This window comes from Mycobacterium paragordonae (assembly GCF_003614435.1).
In the GTDB taxonomy this organism is placed as follows: domain Bacteria; phylum Actinomycetota; class Actinomycetes; order Mycobacteriales; family Mycobacteriaceae; genus Mycobacterium; species Mycobacterium paragordonae.
The window spans coordinates 1,539,697-1,558,197 of the sequence record NZ_CP025546.1 but is presented as its reverse complement, the minus strand read 5'-3'; the positions used below and the strand labels follow the sequence as shown (position 1 = coordinate 1,558,197).

Annotated in this window: 18 protein-coding genes; 3 read left to right on the top strand and 15 right to left on the bottom strand. The window is 67.9% G+C overall.

Annotated elements, in window-relative coordinates; all coding sequences use genetic code 11:
- Positions 1 to 25: 25 nt before the first annotated feature.
- From lpqB to C0J29_RS07185, 10 genes are all read right to left on the bottom strand, one after another.
- Complete coding sequence (lpqB, locus tag C0J29_RS07230; RefSeq protein WP_065048901.1) at positions 26 to 1,786, bottom strand: MtrAB system accessory lipoprotein LpqB; 1,761 nt, start codon at positions 1,784 to 1,786, stop codon at positions 26 to 28.
- Positions 1,783 to 3,450: an MtrAB system histidine kinase MtrB gene (mtrB, locus tag C0J29_RS07225; protein ID WP_065048903.1), complete on the bottom strand. Its 1,668-nt coding sequence runs from the start codon at positions 3,448 to 3,450 to the stop codon at positions 1,783 to 1,785. The genes lpqB and mtrB overlap by 4 nt, the downstream gene beginning before the upstream one ends.
- Before the next feature lie 27 nt (positions 3,451 to 3,477).
- Entirely contained in the window at positions 3,478 to 4,164 is a 687-nt protein-coding gene (gene mtrA, locus C0J29_RS07220; protein ID WP_065048905.1) for a two-component system response regulator MtrA, read from the bottom strand.
- Between the two features lie 91 nt (positions 4,165 to 4,255).
- Positions 4,256 to 4,900, bottom strand: a complete 645-nt coding sequence (locus C0J29_RS07215; RefSeq protein WP_120791890.1) for a dTMP kinase — start codon at positions 4,898 to 4,900, stop codon at positions 4,256 to 4,258.
- A gap of 94 nt (positions 4,901 to 4,994) precedes the next feature.
- On the bottom strand, positions 4,995 to 6,473 hold the full coding sequence (ahcY, locus tag C0J29_RS07210) for an adenosylhomocysteinase (RefSeq protein ID WP_065048909.1): 1,479 nt from the start codon (positions 6,471 to 6,473) through the stop codon (positions 4,995 to 4,997).
- Between the two features lie 103 nt (positions 6,474 to 6,576).
- A complete protein-coding gene (alkX, locus tag C0J29_RS07205) occupies positions 6,577 to 7,194 on the bottom strand; it encodes a TetR family transcriptional regulator AlkX (protein ID WP_172834810.1) in 618 nt (205 codons plus the stop codon).
- A gap of 29 nt (positions 7,195 to 7,223) precedes the next feature.
- Positions 7,224 to 7,406 (bottom strand): rubredoxin, encoded by a 183-nt coding sequence (locus C0J29_RS07200; protein ID WP_055576520.1) that lies wholly within the window; start codon positions 7,404 to 7,406, stop codon positions 7,224 to 7,226.
- Positions 7,407 to 7,412: 6 nt separating this feature from the next.
- Complete coding sequence (locus C0J29_RS07195; protein WP_065048918.1) at positions 7,413 to 7,586, bottom strand: rubredoxin; 174 nt, start codon at positions 7,584 to 7,586, stop codon at positions 7,413 to 7,415.
- The gene (locus C0J29_RS07190) at positions 7,583 to 8,818 is read right to left on the bottom strand and encodes an alkane 1-monooxygenase (RefSeq protein ID WP_065048920.1); all 1,236 of its coding nucleotides are present in this window, start codon (positions 8,816 to 8,818) and stop codon (positions 7,583 to 7,585) included. Before C0J29_RS07190 ends, C0J29_RS07195 begins: the two co-directional genes overlap by 4 nt.
- Before the next feature lie 112 nt (positions 8,819 to 8,930).
- Complete coding sequence (locus C0J29_RS07185) at positions 8,931 to 10,415, bottom strand: amino acid permease (protein WP_120791889.1); 1,485 nt, start codon at positions 10,413 to 10,415, stop codon at positions 8,931 to 8,933.
- A 92-nt stretch (positions 10,416 to 10,507) separates the two neighbouring features.
- On the opposite strand from C0J29_RS07185, the gene C0J29_RS07180 reads away from it, so the two are divergent.
- Positions 10,508 to 11,887: an FAD-dependent oxidoreductase gene (locus tag C0J29_RS07180; RefSeq protein ID WP_120794609.1), complete on the top strand. Its 1,380-nt coding sequence runs from the start codon at positions 10,508 to 10,510 to the stop codon at positions 11,885 to 11,887.
- Here C0J29_RS07180 and manA read toward each other — a convergent pair.
- The 4 genes from manA to C0J29_RS07160 all read right to left on the bottom strand — a co-directional run bounded on the left by manA (position 11,871) and on the right by C0J29_RS07160 (position 16,206).
- On the bottom strand, positions 11,871 to 13,109 hold the full coding sequence (gene manA / locus C0J29_RS07175; protein WP_065048926.1) for a mannose-6-phosphate isomerase, class I: 1,239 nt from the start codon (positions 13,107 to 13,109) through the stop codon (positions 11,871 to 11,873). The genes C0J29_RS07180 and manA overlap by 17 nt on opposite strands.
- Positions 13,110 to 13,116: 7 nt before the next feature.
- On the bottom strand, positions 13,117 to 14,196 hold the full coding sequence (locus C0J29_RS07170) for a TobH protein (RefSeq protein ID WP_120791888.1): 1,080 nt from the start codon (positions 14,194 to 14,196) through the stop codon (positions 13,117 to 13,119).
- Positions 14,193 to 15,584: a phosphomannomutase/phosphoglucomutase gene (locus C0J29_RS07165; protein ID WP_065048929.1), complete on the bottom strand. Its 1,392-nt coding sequence runs from the start codon at positions 15,582 to 15,584 to the stop codon at positions 14,193 to 14,195. Before C0J29_RS07165 ends, C0J29_RS07170 begins: the two co-directional genes overlap by 4 nt.
- 142 nt (positions 15,585 to 15,726) lie before the next feature.
- Entirely contained in the window at positions 15,727 to 16,206 is a 480-nt protein-coding gene (locus C0J29_RS07160) for a DUF3499 domain-containing protein (protein WP_197048102.1), read from the bottom strand.
- 166 nt (positions 16,207 to 16,372) lie between these two features.
- Here C0J29_RS07160 and C0J29_RS07155 point away from each other — a divergent pair, with 166 nt between their 5' ends.
- On the top strand, positions 16,373 to 16,792 hold the full coding sequence (locus tag C0J29_RS07155; RefSeq protein WP_055582032.1) for a metallopeptidase family protein: 420 nt from the start codon (positions 16,373 to 16,375) through the stop codon (positions 16,790 to 16,792).
- A gap of 14 nt (positions 16,793 to 16,806) precedes the next feature.
- On the opposite strand, the gene C0J29_RS07150 is transcribed toward C0J29_RS07155, so the two are convergent.
- Positions 16,807 to 17,151: a WhiB family transcriptional regulator gene (locus C0J29_RS07150; RefSeq protein ID WP_055582021.1), complete on the bottom strand. Its 345-nt coding sequence runs from the start codon at positions 17,149 to 17,151 to the stop codon at positions 16,807 to 16,809.
- 358 nt (positions 17,152 to 17,509) lie between these two features.
- Between C0J29_RS07150 and cofD the strand changes: the two genes are divergently transcribed.
- Positions 17,510 to 18,496, top strand: coding sequence for a 2-phospho-L-lactate transferase (gene cofD / locus C0J29_RS07140; RefSeq protein WP_120791886.1), 987 nt, complete (start codon positions 17,510 to 17,512; stop codon positions 18,494 to 18,496).
- Positions 18,497 to 18,501: the final 5 nt, after the last annotated feature.

Below are 18,501 nucleotides of genomic sequence, written 5' to 3'. Positions count from 1 at the left end.
CGGTGTAGTCAGCGGTTAGACACGGTCATCCCGGCAGGACCGGCGCGGCCCCGCCGATCATCAGACCGGCCACCTCTGACCAGCCCTGTTGGCTTTCCGCGGCAGACGCGGAGTACATCAGAACGCCCTGCGGACCGGCCACGTACACGGTGGACGGACTAGCCGCGATCGCGAACAGCGGGATCTGCAGCCCGCGTGCGGGCGCATCCGAGTTGACGCCGTCGAGGTTCACATAGGACACCGGGTGGGTGGCGTCGTTGCGGGTCACCACGATGTCGTCACCGGTTCGCCAATACAGGGACACCACCGACGTGCCCAGGCCGAAGCCCAGCCGGCGCGGGTACGTCAGAGCGAACTGGCCGGCCTGAGTCTGCTCGACACCCGCGAGAATCACCTGGCCCCCGATCACCATTGCCGCGCGGGTGCCGTCCCGGGACAGCTGCAGGTCGGTGATGGGTCCGGGGTAGCGGCTCGACACCGCGGTGGAATCCACCGGAATGCGGGCCGGTTGCCCGGTGGCGGGTTCCTGGATCGCGCGCAGCACGTTATTGGAGTCGACCACCACCCACACCGCGTCATCCAGCGACCAGCTGGGCCGCGACAGGTTGTGCCCGTCGGCGGACTGGACCGCCTCGCCGCCGAGGTCCCCGATCCACAACGACGCCGCCATGTCCGGGGCTCCGCGGCGCAGCGTCACCACCGACGCCACCTGCCGCCCGCTGCGCGACAGGGCGGCGCCGGTCTGGTCCCCCATGCGGCCGAAGGCTCCCGGCACCGTGGTGACGTGTTGCCCGTCCAGTTCCACCAGCGATCCACCCACCAGCGCGTGCAAGCCGGCGCCGGCGCCGTCGGCCACGCCCGGGTCGGTGGCGGCGACGTCGGAGGTGTTCCAGCCCTGCGCGAACCGGTCATCCAGGGGGGCGCCGTCGGCGTTGATCACGTACGGCCCGCGGATGTCGGCGCGCGCCAGCGTCCAGATGATCTGCGCGGCAAGCAGCGCCCTGCTGTGCGGATCGGTGGTGGACAGCTTCTCCAGTTCGATGCGGGCGCCGCCGTAACCCTTGCCGACTCCACTCTTGCCGCCGTCGGCGCGGGTGACCGGGCCGCGCAGCCGCAGTGGTGGAGCCAGCAGATTACGGACCGTATGCGCCATCTCCGGGCGCGGGCCGGCCAGCAGCTTGGAGATCAGCTCCGTGGCCAGCTGGTCGTGGTCGGACACCGCGACGTAGCGCGGATCGGGCACGACGGTTTTGCCGGTGGGGTCGGCGAAGTACAGCGTGTTCCGCTTGTAGGTGGACTGGAATTGCTGCCAGTCCAGGAAGACGCCGTTGGGCAGCCGGTCGATGCGCCAGCCGCCGGAGGTCTTGACCAACTCGATCTGGCCCGGGTCGGGCAGCTGGCCCTCGGCGGTCTCGAAGACCCCGATATCGGACAGCGAGCCCAGGATGTCGGCCCGCATGGTTGCCGAAACCCGTTCGGCGCCACGGGTTTCGACGAACACGACGTGGTCGATCAGGAGGGCGCTACCGGCGTCGTCCCAGGAATTGGAGGCGGACTGAGTGAGGAACTGCCGGGCCGCCAGGTGCCGGTTGGCCGGATCGGCGGTGGCCTTGAGGAATTCGCGCAACAGCACGTCGGGATCCATGCCCGGGGTGGGTTTGGGCAGGTTCGAGGGTGCGGGCCGCTCGACGGTGCCGATGGCCTGCGGCGCCGACGAACTGGGCACGCTCGCGCAGCCGGCCACCACGCTGACCGCCATGAGCAGAACACCAAGAGCGCGCCTCATCCGGCGTGCTCCCGGGTCCGCTGGTCGACGGCCGAGGCCGGGTTGGCGGCCGGTGCCGGCGCCGGGATCGGCTTCATCGGCAACGGACTGGTGGTGACCTTGTGCCCGCGCACCAGCGGCAGCGTCAGCCGGAAGCATGCTCCCTGACCGGGCTCGCCCCAGGCTTCCAGGCGGCCCTGATGCAGCCGGGCATCCTCGATGCTGATCGCCAGACCTAGCCCGGTGCCGCCGGAGCGCCGCACCCGGGACGGGTCCGAGCGCCAGAACCGGCTGAACACCAGCTTCTCCTCGCCGGGTCGCAGCCCGACGCCGTAGTCGCGGACGGTGACAGCCACGGTGTCCTCGTCGGCGGCCATCCGGATCCGCACCGGCTTGTGCTCGGCGTGGTCGATGGCGTTGGCGATCAGGTTGCGCAGAATGCGTTCCACCCGGCGGGCGTCGACCTCGGCGATCACTTCTTCGGTCGGCATGTCCACCAGCAGCTCGATGCCGGCCTCCTCGGCCAGATGGCCGACGTTGACCAGCGCGTTGTTCACGGTGGAGCGCAGGTCGACCGCCTCGACGGACAGCTCGGCCACACCGGCGTCGTGCCGGGAGATCTCAAGGAGGTCGTTGAGCAGCGTCTCGAAGCGGTCCAGCTCGTTGACCATCAGCTCGGTGGAGCGGCGCAGCGCGGGATCAAGGTCGGCGCTGTGGTCATAGATCAGGTCGGCGGCCATCCGCACCGTGGTCAGCGGGGTCCGCAGTTCGTGGCTGACGTCGGAGGTGAACCGGCGTTGCAGGTTGCCGAACTCCTCGAGCTGGGTGATCTGGCGGGACAGGCTTTCGGCCATGTCGTTGAACGACACCGCCAGGCGCGCCATGTCGTCTTCACCGCGGACCGGCATGCGCTCGGATAGGTGCCCCTCGGCGAACCGCTCGGCGATCCGCGAGGCCGACCGCACCGGAACCACCACCTGCCGCGACACCAGCAGCGCGATGCCCGCCAGCAGGAGCAGCAATACCACCCCGCCGGTGGCCATCGTGCTGCGCACCAGCGTGATGGTGGCCTGCTCGTTGGCCAGCGGGAAGATCAGGTACAGCTCCAGGTTCGCCACCCGCGACGACGTCGGCGTCCCGACGATCAGCGCCGGGCCGGAGAAGCCGTCGGTGTGCACCGTCGCGTACTGGTAGGCGGCCTGGCCGGCTTTGACGAAGCCGCGCAACGCATTCGGCACCTGGTCGACGGGGCCAGCGGTCGAGGCCGCCCGCGGCCCGTCCCCCGGCACCATGAGCACCGCGTCGAAGGCCCCGGCCAGGCCGGCGCCGGAGGCAGTATCGGTTTTCGAGGTCAGCGTGTTGCGTGCCAGTTGCAGGCTGCTGTCCAGCGAGCGGGTTTCTTCACCGTTGACGATGCCGCTGACGGTGTTGCGCGCCCGCTCGATCTGGTCCGTCGCCGCTTTGACCTTGACGTCGAGCACGCGGTTGGTGACCTGGCTGGTCAGCACGAAACCCAGCGCCAGAATCACTGCCAGCGACAACCCCAGGGTCAGCGCAACGACACGTAGTTGCAGGGATCGGCGCCAAACCACGGCGACGGCTCGGCTCACAGCGCTCAAGCCGCGCGGCAGAGGACCGGAACGCCCCCAGCGACCTCGACTACGTCGTGGTGAGCGCCAGATCACCTACACCGCACTCTCCCGGCCGCCGGATCACGGAGGGCCGGCCTTGTAACCCACTCCTCGAACGGTCAGAACCACGGTCGGGTTCTCAGGATCCTTTTCGACCTTGGCGCGCAGGCGCTGGACGTGCACGTTCACCAGACGGGTGTCCGCCGGGTGCCGGTAGCCCCAGACCTGTTCGAGCAGCACATCACGAGTAAACACCTGGCGGGGTTTACGCGCCAACGCGACCAGCAGGTCGAATTCCAGCGGCGTCAGCGAGATCTGCTCACCGTTGCGGGTGACCTTGTGCGCCGGCACGTCGATGTCGACGTCGGCGATGGACAGCATCTCGGCCGGCTCGTCGTCGTTGCGGCGCAGGCGCGCCCGCACCCGCGCGACCAGCTCCTTGGGCTTGAACGGCTTCATGATGTAGTCGTCGGCGCCGGACTCCAGGCCGAGCACCACGTCCACGGTGTCGGTCTTGGCGGTCAGCATGACGATCGGGACGCCCGAATCGGCGCGCAGCACCCGGCAGACGTCGATGCCGTTCATACCGGGCAGCATCAAGTCCAACAGCACCAGATCCGGGCGCAACTCGCGCACGGCAGTCAGGGCCTGAGTGCCATCGCCGATGACCGCGGTGTCGAAACCCTCCCCACGCAACACGATGGTGAGCATCTCGGCCAGCGAAGCGTCGTCATCGACGACGAGAATCCTTTGCCTCATGGTCTCCATGGTGTCACCAGATCAAGACAAAACTCGGCTACCACACGCGTGTTTCTCGATTGATAAGGCCAAATGGCACCGAAATTGTGCTAAACGGCCGTCAATCGGGTTGCCCAGGCCCCCAAAGGGACGTGGCCAGCCCTGCCGGATCGACGTCCGCGTCCACCACGAGCCATCGCCCGGACCAGTCCGCGGCGGCCAGTTCGGCGTACACCGCGCCGGTCCGGCGCTGCAGTCCATCGTCACGTTCGTAGCTGTCGCGTGCCCGGCCCGGGTCGCTCTCGGCCCGGCTGCGGGCGCGCTGTCCCGCGAGTTCGGCCGGCACCGCGAGCAGGATCTGCCAGTCCGGCACCGGCAACGCCAGCCGCTCGTACTCGAGCGCGCGCACCCACGCCACCGCGTCCCCGGCCGCGTCCTGATGCAACCGGGCCGCGCTGTAGGCCGCGTTGGAGGCGACGTAGCGATCGAGGATCACCACGTCGTGCTCGTCGGTGAGTCGCTCGATCTCCGCGATGGCCCCGGCCCGGTCGAGCGCGAACAAGGTCGCCATCCCGTACACCGACTCGGCGAGATCACCGTGCTGACCGTGCAGCGCCTCGGCCGCGAGGTCGGCCGTGATCGACTGCCCGTACCGCGGGAACGCCAGCGTCGCCACCGACTTGCCGGCGCGGTGCAGGTGCGCGCGCAGGCCGTCGGTCAGCGTTCGCTTGCCGGAGCCGTCGACGCCTTCGATCGCGATCAGCACGGCGCGAGGCTACCTGCCCGGCGCCGAATGTGCGGCTGACCGCACGCTCGACGCTGGGTGTGCGGCTGGGCGCACACTCGCGACGGGACCCGACTCAGTAGCGGTAGTGGTCCGGCTTGTACGGGCCCTCGACGTCGACGCCGAGGTATTCGGCCTGGTCCTTGGTCAGCTTGGTGAGCGTGCCACCGAGCGCCTCGACGTGGATCCGGGCCACCTTCTCGTCGAGGTGCTTGGGCAGGCGGTACACCTCGTTGTCGTACTCGTCGTTCTTGGTCCACAGCTCGATCTGGGCGATCGTCTGGTTGGCGAAGCTGTTGCTCATCACGAACGACGGGTGGCCGGTGGCGTTGCCCAGGTTCAGCAGCCGACCCTCGGACAGCACGATGACCGAGCGGCCGGTCTCCTTGAAGGTCCACAGGTCGACCTGCGGCTTGATGTTGGTCTTCGTCGCGCCGGAGCGCTCCAGGCCGGCCATGTCGATCTCGTTGTCGAAGTGGCCGATGTTGCCCAGGATCGAGTGGTCCTTCATCGCCTTGATGTGGTCGAGCATGATGATGTCTTTGTTGCCGGTCGACGTCACCACGATGTCCGCGTCGGCGATGGCGTCCTCGACGGTCACGACGTCGAAGCCCTCCATCATCGCCTGCAGCGCGTTGATCGGGTCGATCTCGGTGACCTGGACCCGGGCGCCCTGGCCCTTCATGGCCTCGGCGCAGCCCTTGCCCACGTCGCCGTAACCACAGATCAGCACCTTCTTGCCGCCGATCAGGGCGTCGGTACCGCGGTTGATGCCGTCGATCAGGGAGTGGCGGGTCCCGTACTTGTTGTCGAACTTCGACTTGGTGACCGAGTCGTTGACGTTGATCGCCGGGAAGGCGAGGTCACCGGCCGCGGCGAACTGGTACAGACGCAGCACACCGGTGGTGGTCTCCTCGGTGACGCCCTTGACCGACTCCGCGATCTTGGTCCACTTGCCCTTGTCGGTCTCGAAGCGGTTGCGCAGCACGCCCAGGAAGATCTTCCATTCCGCCGAGTCGTCTTCCTCGGCGGGCGGCACGACGCCGGCCTTCTCGTACTGCATGCCGCGCAGCACCATCATGGTGGCGTCGCCACCGTCGTCAAGAATCATGTTGGCCGGCTTGTCCTCGTCCGGCCAGGTGAGCATCTGCTCGGCGGCCCACCAGTACTCCTCGAGCGTCTCGCCTTTCCAGGCGAACACCGGGACACCCTTGGGCTCTTCGGGTGTGCCATGCGGGCCGACAACGACGGCGGCCGCCGCATGGTCTTGGGTCGAGAAGATGTTGCACGACGCCCACCGAACTTCTGCACCCAGGGCGGTGAGGGTTTCGATCAGCACCGCGGTCTGGACGGTCATGTGGAGCGAACCCGAGATGCGGGCTCCCTTCAGCGGCTGCACCTCGGCGTACTCGCGGCGCAGTGACATCAGGCCGGGCATCTCGTGCTCGGCGATCCGGAGTTCCTTGCGGCCGAAATCCGCCAGCGACAGGTCGGCAACTTTGAAGTCGATGCCGTTCAGAACGTCGGGGGTAAGCGAATTTTCGAGCGTCGTCATAGGGGTTTACATCCTTCTTTGGGGGCTTCTTTGAGTCTGAGCAGGCGCGTCGGCCTAGATACTCTCTCGACTCACTCTAGCCTCCGGCCAATTGCCGTCCTGGTCAGGGCACGTTGATGACGCCGTGGCGCTCGGCGAACGGGGTCATCATCCTGGCCAGATCCGCCGCGACGTCGTGGTCGGCCTCGGGCGGCATGGACACGTAGCTCAAGCACAGCCGGACGATCGCCCGCGACAGCACACCCGCGTCGTCGTCGCTGGTGGCCAGCCACGTCTGGGTGAACGCGGTGGCCAGCCGAGCCGAGGCCCGACTGATGATCGGCGCGCTGTCGGTGGTGATCAGCTGCAGCAGGTCGGGCTTGGCGACACCGGTCAACAGCGAGATCACCAGCGGGTCGGCCGCCGACTCGGCGAAGAAGGCCCGGAAGCCCTGCAGGAACGACTCGTAGATGTTGCCGATGTTGGCGTCCAGCGCACCCTTGACCGTGTCGACCAGCCGGTCGGCCAGGCGCAGGGCGTAACCCTGCGCCAGGCCCTGCCGGGACCCGAACTCGTTGTAGATGGTCTGCCGGCTGATGCCGGCGGCCCGGGCCACGTCGGACAAGGTGATGGCGGACCAGTCGCGGGTGAGGAGCAGATCCCGCATCGCGTCGAGCACCGAGTCCCGCAATAAAGCGCGGGACGCTTCGGCGTAGGGAATCCGCTTCACAGGCGCGACCATATCTGTTTTCGCAGCGAAGTTGGTGCCGATCATGACCGGGCCACCTCCACCATGACGAAGTCCGACTTCGCGGCTCCGCAGTCCGGGCAGCTCCAGTCCTCGGGGATGTCGTCCCACCGGGTGCCGGGCGCGATGCCGTCTTCCGGCCAGCCCAGCTCCTCGTCGTACTCGAAACCGCACTGCACGCACTGGTAGAGCTTGTAGTCACTCATGTCATCTCATCCTTCCTGGACTAGTTCGAAATCGGGCTTCTCGCGGACGGCGCAGTCCGGACAAGTCCAGTCATCGGGGACCTGGTCCCAGCCGGTTCCGGCCGGAAAACCTTCGCGGGCATCGCCTTTGGCCTCGTCGTAGCGGTAGTCGCAACACGGGCACTTGTACGCGGCGCTCATGCTGCCACTCCGTACTTGGCGAGCAGCTTCTTACGCAGCCGCGGCTGCACGTTGACCTTGGTGATGTCGCCGTCGTAGTGGTCGAGCACCCGGTGGTCCATCACCTTGCGCCACAGCGGCGGGAAGTAGGTCAGCGAGATCATCGACGCGTACCCGCTGGGCAGGTTCGGCGCACCTTCCATGCTGCGCAGCGTCTGGTAGCGCCGCGTCGGGTTGGCGTGGTGGTCGCTGTGCCGCTGCAGGTGGTACAGGAACAGGTTGGTGACGATGTGGTCGGAGTTCCAGCTGTGCACCGGGGCGCACCGCTCGTAGCGGCCGTTCGCGTTCTTCTGTCGCAGCAGGCCGTAGTGCTCGAGGTAGTTGACTGCTTCCAGCAGGCTGAAGCCGAAGATCGCCTGGATGACCAGGAACGGGATCACGCTCACACCGAAGGCCGCGATTAGCGCGCCGAACAGCACGACGGTCATCGCCCAGGCGTTCAGCACGTCGTTGCCCAGGTAGGTCCGCGGGTCCCAGGGGCTCTTGCCGAGCCGGCGGATGCGCTGCGCCTCCAGGTGTACCGAGGAGCGGGCGCTGCCGATGACGCTGCGGGGCAGGAATTCCCAGAACGTCTCGCCGAAGCGGGCCGAGGCGGGGTCCTCCGGGGTGGAGACACGGACGTGGTGGCCGCGGTTGTGCTCGATGTAGAAGTGGCCGTATGCGGTCTGCGCCAGGGTGATCTTGGACAGCCAGCGCTCCAGCGAGTCCTTCTTGTGCCCCATCTCGTGCGCGGTGTTGATGCCGACGCCGCCGAGCACGCCCACCGAGAGCGCCACGCCGATCTTGCCCAGCCAGCCCAGTCCGCCCTCATACCCCAGCCAGTGCAAGTTCGACGCGGTGAACAGGTAGGCGCCCAGGACGACGCTCGCGTACTGGAACGGAATGTAGATGTAGGTGCAGTAGCGGTAGTACTTGTCGTTTTCCAGCCGCTCCATGACCTCGTCTGGCGGGTTCTGCCCGTCGGGACCGAAGCGCAGGTCCAGCAGCGGCAACAGGATGTAGACCAGGAACGGCCCGATCCACAGCGGCAGTTGCGCCGCCGTGTGCCAGCCGAGCTGGTTCATTCCCCAAATCACCGGCAGCATCACGAAGAGCGCCGTCGGGGCGATCAGTCCCATCAGCCACAGGTAGCGCTTCTTGTCGCGCCATTCGTATACCGGCACCTCCGGAGTGCCGTCGATCTGTGTGGTCATACGCCATACCTCCTTGTGTGAGTCTCACCACTTGAGGTTGGACATTACAACCGTTTACGTCTCGTGTCTAGACACGGAGCGTTGTTTTGTAAAGCAAGTATCCAAATGGGGCTTAAATGTCCAGGTCGGCGTCACCCTTCTCCCGCCGGGCCTGCACCGAGTGCCGGCGGCCGTAGCCGACGTAGATGGCGACGCCCACCAGCAGCCAGACGCCGAACCGGACCCAGGTCAGCGCCGTCAGGTTGAGCATCAGCCACAGGCACGCGCACACCGACGCGACCGGCAGCACCGGCACCCACGGCGCGCTGAAGCCCCGGGGCAGGTCCGGTCGGGTTTTGCGGAGCACGATGACGCCGGCCGACACCAGCACGAAGGCGAACAGCGTGCCGACGTTGACCATCTCTTCGAGCTTGTTAATCGGGAACACCGCGGCCGTCGCCGCGATCACCGCCGCGACCAGCATGGTGATCCGCACCGGGGTGCCACGAGCCGAGGTCTTGGCCAGCCCCCGGGGCAGCAGGCCGTCGCGCGCCATCGCGAACAGCACGCGGCACTGACCGAGCATCAGGACCATCACCACCGTGGTCAGGCCGGCCAGCGCTCCGACCGAGATGATTCCGCTGGCCCAGTAGATGCCGTTGGCCTGGAACGCGGTGGCCAGGTTCGCCTGCCCGTGCCCGGGGACACTGCGCAGCTGGGTGTAGGACACCATCCCGGACAGCACCACGGCCACCGCCACATAGAGCAGCGTCACCACCCCGAGGGAGGCCAGGATGCCGCGCGGGACGTCGCGCTGCGGGTTCTTGGTCTCTTCGGCCATGGTCGCGACGATGTCGAACCCGATGAAGGCGAAGAACACGATGGACGCGCCCGCCAGGACGCCGTACCAGCCGTAGTGGCTGCCGCCCGCACCGGTCAGCAGCGACAGCACGGATTGGTCCATGCCGCGGCCCTGGTGCTCGGCCTCGGGTTTGGGAATGAACGGGGTGTAGTTGGCGGCCTTGATATAGAAGGAGCCGACGATGACGACCAGGATGACGACCGAGACCTTGATGGCGGTGACCACCGCGGAGAACCGGGACGACAACTTGGTGCCCAACGCCAGCAGTATGGCCACCAGCACGACGATCAGTAGCGCGCCCCAGTCGAAGTCGATCGGCCCGAGCGCGACGGTGCCGCCGGCAAAACCGAAGACCGTACCCAGGTAGCTGGACCAGCCCTTGGCGACCACGGCCGCGCCGATCGCCAGCTCCAGCACCAGATTCCAGCCGATGATCCAGGCCAGAAACTCGCCGAAGGTGGCATAGGAGAACGTGTAGGCACTGCCCGCCACCGGAAGCGTCGACGCGAACTCGGCGTAGCACAGCGCCGCCAGCGCGCAGGTGCCGGCGGCGATCAGAAACGAGATCCAGATGGCCGGTCCGGTGATGTCGCCAGCGGTGGACGCGGTGACGGTGAAGATGCCGGCCCCGATCACCACCGAGACCCCGAAGACCACCAGGTCCAGCCAGGTCAGATCCTTGCGGAGCCGGGTGGTCGGCTCGTCGGTATCGGCAATCGATTGCTCGACCGATTTCGTGCGCCAGCGACCGGACATCTGCCCGCCCCTTCCGTCACCTGCAGTTGTGACCGCACAGTACTGGGTACTCTGCGGGAATGGTGGGGAGCGTAGAGAACAAAAATCATGCGGTGGTGATCGGTGCGAGCATCGCCGGGCTGTCCGCGGCCCGGGTGCTTTCCGACTTCTACGGGCGGGTGACCGTCTTCGAACGGGACGACCTGCCGAGCGCACCGGCCAACCGCGCGACCGTCCCCCAGGATCGTCATCTGCACATGCTGATGGCGCGCGGCGCCAACGAGTTCGAGAGCCTGTTCCCCGGCCTGCTGGACGACATGGTGGCGGCGGGTGTTCCGATGCTGGAGAACCGGCCGGACTGCATCCACCTGGGCGCCGCCGGTCACGTGCTGGGCACCGGGCACACGCTGCGCGACGAGTTCACCGCCTACGTGCCCAGCCGTCCGCACCTGGAGTGGCAGATCCGGCGCCGCGTTCTGGCGATCGACAACGTCGAGATCGTGCGGCGCCCGGTCGCCGAGCCGCGTTTCGAACCGGCGCTGCAGCGGGTGACCGGGGTGTTGCTGGACCCGGCCGTATCCGGCGAGGAACCCGAATTCGTCGCCGCGGATCTGGTGGTCGACGCCGCCGGCCGCGGCACCCGGCTGCCGGTATGGCTGGACCAGTGGGGCTATCAGCGTGCCCCGGAGGCGACGGTCGACATCGGAATCAACTACGCCACACACCAATTCCGCATGCCCGAGGGGCTGATCGCGGAGAAGGTAGTGGTCGCCGGCGCTTCGCACGACAAGTCGCTGGGGCTGGGCATGCTGTACTACGAGGACGGCACCTGGGTGCTGACCACGTTCGGCGTGGCGCACGAGAAACCGCCGCGGACCTTCCCCGAAATGCTCGCGCTGGCAGAGGATCTGCTGCCGGAGCACTTCAATAAAGCGCTGACGCAGGCCGAACCGCTCGGTGAGCCGGCGTATCACGCGTTCCCGGTGAGCAGATGGCGTCGTTACCACAAGCTGGAGCGCTTCCCGGCGGGCATCGTGCCGTTCGGCGATGCGGTGGCCAGCTTCAACCCGACGTTCGGGCAGGGCATGACGATGACGTCGATTCAGGCCGGCAACCTGCGCCGGGCGCTGCAGGCACCAGAGGGTGACCTGGCGGCCACACTCGCGCGGTTGACCGCCAAGACGACCTTCCCGGTGTGGATGATGAACGCGATCGGCGATGTGGCCCTGCACCACGCGTCCGGGGACCCGGAGCCACGGTGGTGGCGACCGGTCGGCGGGCTGTTCGATCAGTTTCTCGGCGCCGCCGAGACGGATCCCGTTCTGGCGGAATGGTTTTTGCGCCGGTTCTCGCTGCTGGACAGCCTCTACATGATTCCGCCGGCCCGGCTGATCGGGCGGACCATGGCGCACAACATGCGACTGTGGTTGAAGGAGCGCAAAGAACTTCGCGCTCAGAGCCGGCAGCGCGGGCTGGTCACAAGCCCACGGTAGCCCGGAACAGCTTGGCCGGACGCTCCGCGGAGAGCCGGATGGGGCCGTCGTCGGCACCGACCCACGCGGCGGCGCCGCGGTCAAGGGTCAGCGACCCGGTCTTGCCGTAGACGGTCAGAGATCCCTCCGCGCACAACAGGATCTGCGGCCCGTCGTGGCTCGATGCCGCGTCGACTTCGTGGCCGAGGTTGTCGCCGTCGAGCACCAGCAGTGCGAGCGCGAACTCGGCGGTCGGGGTGTCGTAGATCCGTTCCAGGCCGTCGCGGTGCATCGGCGCGCGCAGGTGCGCCTCGGCCGTCGGAGTGAAATCCAGCACCCGCAGCAACTCTGGAACGTCCATGTGCTTGGGCGTGAGGCCGCCGCGTAACACGTTGTCGGAGTTGGCCATCACCTCCACCGCGAAACCGCGCAGGTAGGTGTGCAGGTTGCCGGCCGGCAGGAAGATGGCCTCACACGGGGCCAGGGTGATGCGGTTGAGCAGCAGCGCCGCGAGCACCCCGGCGTCACCGGGGTAACGCTCCCCCAGTTCCAGCAGCGTCTTGACCTCGGCCGCGAACTCCGTTGCGCCGGAACTGATGTACACGATCGCGCCGTCGAGCACGGCGGGCACCAGTACGTCGAGGTCGGGCTGCGGTGCGGTGATCCAGGTGGTGAACAGCGCGCGCAGGCCGTCGGCGTCGGATTGGTCGTCGGACCCCGCGCTGAGCAAATCGATGAACGGGTCCAGGTCGGACACGTTCAGGGCCCGCAGCAACTCGATGGTCCGCGACGCCTGACGGAAACCGGCCAGCGCCTCGAAGGGCTGCAACGCCACCAACAACTCCGGCTTGTGACTGGTGTCGCGGTAGTTGCGCACCGGCGAGTTCACCGGAATACCGAGGCGCTCTTCACGAGCGAAACCCTCGAGCGCCTGGGCCGCGCTCGGGTGCGCCTGCAGCGACAGCGGCTCATCGGCGGCCAAAACCTTGACCAGGAACGGCAGCACGTCACCGAACCTGGCCCGCGACGCGGGCCCGAGTTGCCCCTCCGGGTCGGCGGTGAGTGCGGCCAGCAACGACGTCCCGCCGTCCGGTGTCTCCAGCCAGGCCGGGTCACCGGGGTGGGCGCCGAACCACAGTTCGGCCTCGGGATGCGCGGCCGGCACCGGCCGCCCGGTGAATTCGGCGATAGCGGTGCGTGATCCCCAGGCGTACGTTCGTAACGCTCCGCGTAGCAATTCCACCGTTTATCTATCCCCGTGCCAGTCGCAGGTAAACCGCGGCCATCTCCAGCCGAACGGCCAATACTGCCAGTTGCTGCTCGGCACGGGCCGCCGCGGTCGGCACGGGGGGCCGGTCAGGCGCGTCCTGCATATCTTCGGCACCGATGAGATAGACGTCGTCGAACCCGGCGACCCGGGCGGCGACCACGGTCCGCTCGGCGGCCAGCGTCAGTGCCAGCACGCGCAGCCGCTGGGGCAGCGGCCCGTCGATCTCCTCGTCGTGGAAGAGCGCGTCGGCGGGATCGGCGAACCCGCGCGGCCCGTTGCGCAGTGCGGCCACGGCATCGCCCAGACCGGCGGCCGCGGCGGCCTGCTGCGCGACCCGCAACAGGACCGAGCTGCCGTGCCGCGCCAGCGCCAGGGTCGCCGCGCTGTCGCCGGCCAGCGCGACCTGGCAGTCGGTCATGCGGGCGGCCAACGTCTTGGCCGGGTTGGTGAACAGATCCCGGCTTGCACTGTTGCGCAGCGCCTCGGCGTCCAGTTCGTCGGCCAGCGCGGCCAAATCGATGCTCAGCCGGGAGTCGATGGTCTGCAGCACCGCCAGCCCGGCGGCGAGATACCGACACAACCCGAACTCTTCGGGCGCCGGCAGGCGCGGCGACAACACCGCGACCCGGCCGGCCGTGGAGTCACGCAACGGGCCCTCGAACGGCGCCACCACGACCACCCGCGAACCTCGGCGCACCCCGGTCGCGGCCGCGCCCACCAGCGCGGGATCGCCGGGGTCGTCGCCGGCGACGATCAGCACGTCGAGCGGGCCGACCCACGGCGGCGCCTCGGTGACCAGTGCGATCGGCTCGGCGGCCGCGGTGGCCAGCGTCGCCGCCAGCAAGGCGCCGGCGGTCTCGGCGGCGCCGCGACCGGCCACCCAGATCACGCTGCGCACCCGGTCCTCACCGCGCAGCGAGTCCAATTCGCCTTCACTGAGGGCGGCCGCCACCGAACGCACCTGCGCGCCGGCCATCGACGCCGCGCGCAGCAGCCCGTCCCGGTCGGCGGCGATCAGGCCGTCAGCGTCCTCGAGATCGACGGCCCCGACCGCACTCACGGAGCGGCCTCGCTTGGCTGAGCCGCGATTTCGGAACTGACCTGCGCGACCACCGCATCCACATCCTCGATGCTGCGCCCCTCCACATTCAGCCGCAAGAGCGGCTCGGTGTTGGAGCTGCGCAGGTTGAACCAGCTGCCGTCGCCGAGGTCCACGGTGACGCCGTCCAGGTGGTCGATGGACTGGATCCGGCTTGCGAACGCCTTCAACACAGCCTCCACACACGCCGTCGCGTCGGCGACGGTGAAGTTGATCTCGCCGGAGGATTCGTAGCGCTGGTAGTCGGCGGTGAGGTCGGATAGCGGCCGGTCTTGTTCGCCGAGTGCGGCCAGCACGTACAGCGCGGCCAGCATGCCGGAGTCGGCGCCCCAGAAGTCGCGGAAGTAGTAGTGCGCCGAGTGTTCACCGCCGAAGATCGCACCGGTTTCGGCCATCAGCGCCTTGATATAAGAGTGGCCGACGCGCGAACGCAGCGGCGTACCGCCTCGCTCGACCACCAACTCGGGCACCGCGCGCGAGGTGATCACGTTGTGGATCACCGTGGCGCCGATCTCGCGGCCCAGTTCGCGGGCGGCCACCAGGCTGGTCACCGTGGACGGCGAGACGGGCCGGCCGCGCTCGTCGACGACGAAGCAGCGGTCGGCGTCGCCGTCGAACGCCAGGCCGATGTCGGCGCCGGTTTCGCGCACGAAGTTCTGCAGGTCCACCAGGTTCGCCGGGTCCAGCGGATTGGCCTCGTGATTGGGGAATGTCCCGTCCAGCTCGAAGTACAAGGGCAGCAACGTGATCGAGTCGATCGCGCCGAGTACCGCCGGTGCGGTGTGACCGGCCATGCCGTTGCCGGCGTCCACCGCGACCCGCAACGGGCGCAGTCCCTCGGTGTTGACCAGCGAGCGCAGGAACACACCGTAGTCGGCCAGCACATCCTTGTCGGTGCTATTACCGGAAGGGCCGTCGTGCCCGGGCACCCCGGCGATCAGGTCCTCGCTGATGGTCGTCAACCCGGTGTCGGCGCCGACCGGCTTGGCTCCCGCCCGGCACAGCTTGATGCCGTTGTACGCCGCCGGGTTGTGGCTCGCGGTGAACATGGCGCCGGGACAGTCCAGTAGGCCCGAGGCGAAATACAACTGGTCGGTGGAGGCCAGGCCGATGCGCACCACGTCCAGACCCTGGCCGGTGACGCCAGCGGCGAAGGCCGCCGACAGCGAGGGTGAACTGTCGCGCATGTCGTGGCCGATCACGACCTGACTCGCGCCTTCGCTGCGCATCAACCGGGCGAACGCCGCCCCGATGTCGGTGACCAGCGCCTCGTTGATCTGTTCGCCGACCAGGCCGCGGACGTCATAGGCCTTGATGACACGGTGGACAGCCTCGGCGGGCCACGACATTCTGCGGTGCTCCTGACGACCTGGGTGGGTAGGACTCTTCGGCCGCCAGCCTATCGGCCCGGCGGAGCCCCGGACCCATGTGGCGTGGCGATCGCAAGCGCGGCGTGAGCCGGGCGCCGGGGGTCGCCACCATCAGGCAGGGCTAACCGGGAGGATCCGGCAGTACCCGCAGGTGACCACGCCGGCGTCCGGAGCGGTGCTCGGGCGGTGCGAGCAGACCAGCGCTCGGGGCGGTGGCGTGGGCGCCCGCATGCTGCAGGTGGGCCTCGGCCACGGCGCCCGCGGAGCGCGGCACGTCGTCGAAGCCGTCGCTGGCCACGAAGCCGTTCACCAGTGCGGGGGTTCGGGTGATTGCCCCACCCTCGCGCACGGCGTCGGCCAGCGCAACCAGTTCGTCGTCCTCATCGGGATGCGTGGGCAGCGGCCCGGCATGGCGCATCAGTTCCCAGCCGCGCGGTGCCGTGATGCGGCCGGCGTGGTTGACACACAGATCCCACGAGTGCGGTTCCCGCGCGGTAGCGAGCGGGCCGACCACCGCCGTCGAGTCCGAGTAGACGAACGTCAACGTTGCCACTGCATAATGCGGACACCCGGGCCGGCAGCAGCGTCGGGGTACGTTCACGATCGAAAGGCTATCGCGGGAAAACGCCGCCGCAGCGGCGGACACGCGCATCGGCAGGGGCGATGTGGAACCGTTACCATCGGCGTCCAACCGTTACCATCGGCGCGTGAGCGGGGAAAGATCGGCTCTGCCGCCTGGCCGGCCGGGTCGCCGGCGGGGCCGGGATCTGCGGGGTCCATTGCTGCCGCCGACGGTGCCGGGCTGGCGCAGCCGGGCCGAGCGGTTCGACATGGCGGTCCTGGAGGCCTACGAACCGATCGAGCGGCGGTGGCAGGAACGGGTCGGCGAACTCGACGTCGCGGTCGACGAGATCCCGCGCATCTCCGCCAAGGATCCCTACAGTGTGCAGTGGCCGCCGGAAGTGATCGCCGACGGGCCGATCGCGCTGGCCCGGCTGATACCGGCCGGCGTCGATGTTCGCGGCAATGCGACAAGAGCGCGAATTGTGTTGTTCCGCAAGCCCATTGAGCGACGAGCGAAAGACACCGTCGAACTCGGCGACTTGCTGCATGAAATCCTGGTGGCCCAGGTGGCCATCTATCTGGACGTGGAACCTTCAGTCATCGACCCCTCGATCGACGACTGATCAGGTAACGACGGTCAGATGATGCCGCGCTTGAGGCGGCGACGTTCGCGCTCGGACAGACCGCCCCAGATGCCGAAGCGCTCGTCGTGCGCCAGGGCGTACTCGAGGCACTCGTGCCGGACCTCGCAACCCAGGCAGATCTTCTTGGCCTCGCGGGTGGAGCCGCCCTTCTCCGGGAAGAAGGCTTCGGGGTCGGTTTGAGCGCACAGCGCTTTGTCCTGCCACTGATCGGCAGGGATCTCCTCGATCGGCTCCGGCTCGAACACAGCGGGCGCATCGGGAACAACGCTCAGATGAGGACGGACTGGCGGCATGATGGTTTCAGCCGGCTCGGGAGTGGTGTGCGGTGTGCCTCCCATTACGCCCCGAAGGTACTCATAGGACATGCTCCGCCTCCTCACTAATAGAGAGTGAAATGGTTTCCCACTGTTCTGATGTTCAGATGCCCAATTCGAACAAGTGATCGAATCTCGGTCTGCGACACCGGAACCGGCCGGCCAACCGGGAAATGACACTGATGTGATTAGACACGGGCCGGGGACCCTGGTCAAGCACTTCGGCGTAATTCCATACCATCTCGTGATCGAATTTCGGCGATTCTGTTGTCCACGAAACACGGCGTGTCGAGTACGAATTGATCACAAGTCCCTTGCGCCACATTGGTTACCAAGATTCACCCCACCCTAACGTGTCCCGCCGGGCAGGTACTGTCCTGGTGTGAAAGTCACTGTTCTGGTCGGGGGCGTCGGGGGCGCCCGCTTCCTGCTCGGAGTGCAGCGGTTGCTCGGCCTGGGCCAGTTTGCTCAGGGCGAGGATGCCGGCCACGAACTGAACGCCGTCGTCAACATCGGCGACGATGCCTGGATCCACGGCGTGCGCATCTGCCCGGACCTCGACACCTGCATGTACACCCTCGGTGGCGGCGTGGACCCGGAGCGCGGTTGGGGCCATCGGAACGAAACCTGGCATGCCAAAGAGGAACTCGCCCGCTATGGTGTGCAGCCCGACTGGTTCATGCTCGGCGACCGCGATCTGGCCACCCATCTGGTCCGCACCCAGATGCTCAACGCCGGGTATTCGCTCTCGCAGATCACCACCGCACTGTGCGACCGGTGGCAACCGGGCGCACGGTTGCTGCCGGCCAGTGACGACCGTTGCGAGACGCACGTGGTGATCACCGATCCAACCACCGCAACCCGCCGGGCAATCCACTTCCAGGAGTGGTGGGTGCGCCACCGCGCCCAGGTGCCTACCCACAGCTTCGCGTTCGTCGGCGCCGAAAAAGCCTCCGCGACAACCGAAGCGGTGACAGCCATCGCTGAAGCCGATGTCATCCTGGTCGCGCCGTCGAACCCGGTGGTCAGCGTCGGCGCCATCCTGGCCGTTCCCGGGATCCGGGGCGCGCTGCGCTCGACCCCCGCCCCCGTCGTCGGCTACTCCCCCATCATCGGCGGAAAGCCGTTGCGCGGCATGGCCGATGCGTGCCTGTCCGTGATCGGGGTGGACTCCACCGCGCAGGCGGTAGGCCGGCACTACGGCGCCCGCAGCGGGACCGGGGTACTGGACTGCTGGCTGGTGCACGAGGGCGACGCGGCCGACATCGACGGCGTGGCGGTGCGCGCCGTGCCGCTGTTGATGACCAGCCCCGAGGCGACGGCCGAGATGGTGCGGGCCGGGCTGGACCTGGCGGGGGTGACGGTGTGACCGCA

Bases quoted from the DNA above. Each gene is read 5' to 3' on its own strand.
- C0J29_RS07185 (WP_120791889.1), bottom strand. From the start codon at position 10,415: ATGTCCGGTCGCTGGCGCACGAAATCGGTCGAGCAATCGATTGCCGAT.
- C0J29_RS07150 (WP_055582021.1), bottom strand. From the start codon at position 17,151: ATGGGAGGCACACCGCACACCACTCCCGAGCCGGCTGAAACCATCATG.
- ahcY (WP_065048909.1), bottom strand. From the start codon at position 6,473: ATGACGACGCTCGAAAATTCGCTTACCCCCGACGTTCTGAACGGCATC.
- C0J29_RS07195 (WP_065048918.1), bottom strand. From the start codon at position 7,586: ATGAGCGCCGCGTACAAGTGCCCGTGTTGCGACTACCGCTACGACGAG.
- C0J29_RS07200 (WP_055576520.1), bottom strand. From the start codon at position 7,406: ATGAGTGACTACAAGCTCTACCAGTGCGTGCAGTGCGGTTTCGAGTAC.
- lpqB (WP_065048901.1), bottom strand. From the start codon at position 1,786: ATGAGGCGCGCTCTTGGTGTTCTGCTCATGGCGGTCAGCGTGGTGGCC.
- C0J29_RS07165 (WP_065048929.1), bottom strand. From the start codon at position 15,584: ATGTCGTGGCCCGCCGAGGCTGTCCACCGTGTCATCAAGGCCTATGAC.
- C0J29_RS07190 (WP_065048920.1), bottom strand. From the start codon at position 8,818: ATGACCACACAGATCGACGGCACTCCGGAGGTGCCGGTATACGAATGG.
- mtrA (WP_065048905.1), bottom strand. From the start codon at position 4,164: ATGGAGACCATGAGGCAAAGGATTCTCGTCGTCGATGACGACGCTTCG.
- alkX (WP_172834810.1), bottom strand. From the start codon at position 7,194: ATGGTCGCGCCTGTGAAGCGGATTCCCTACGCCGAAGCGTCCCGCGCT.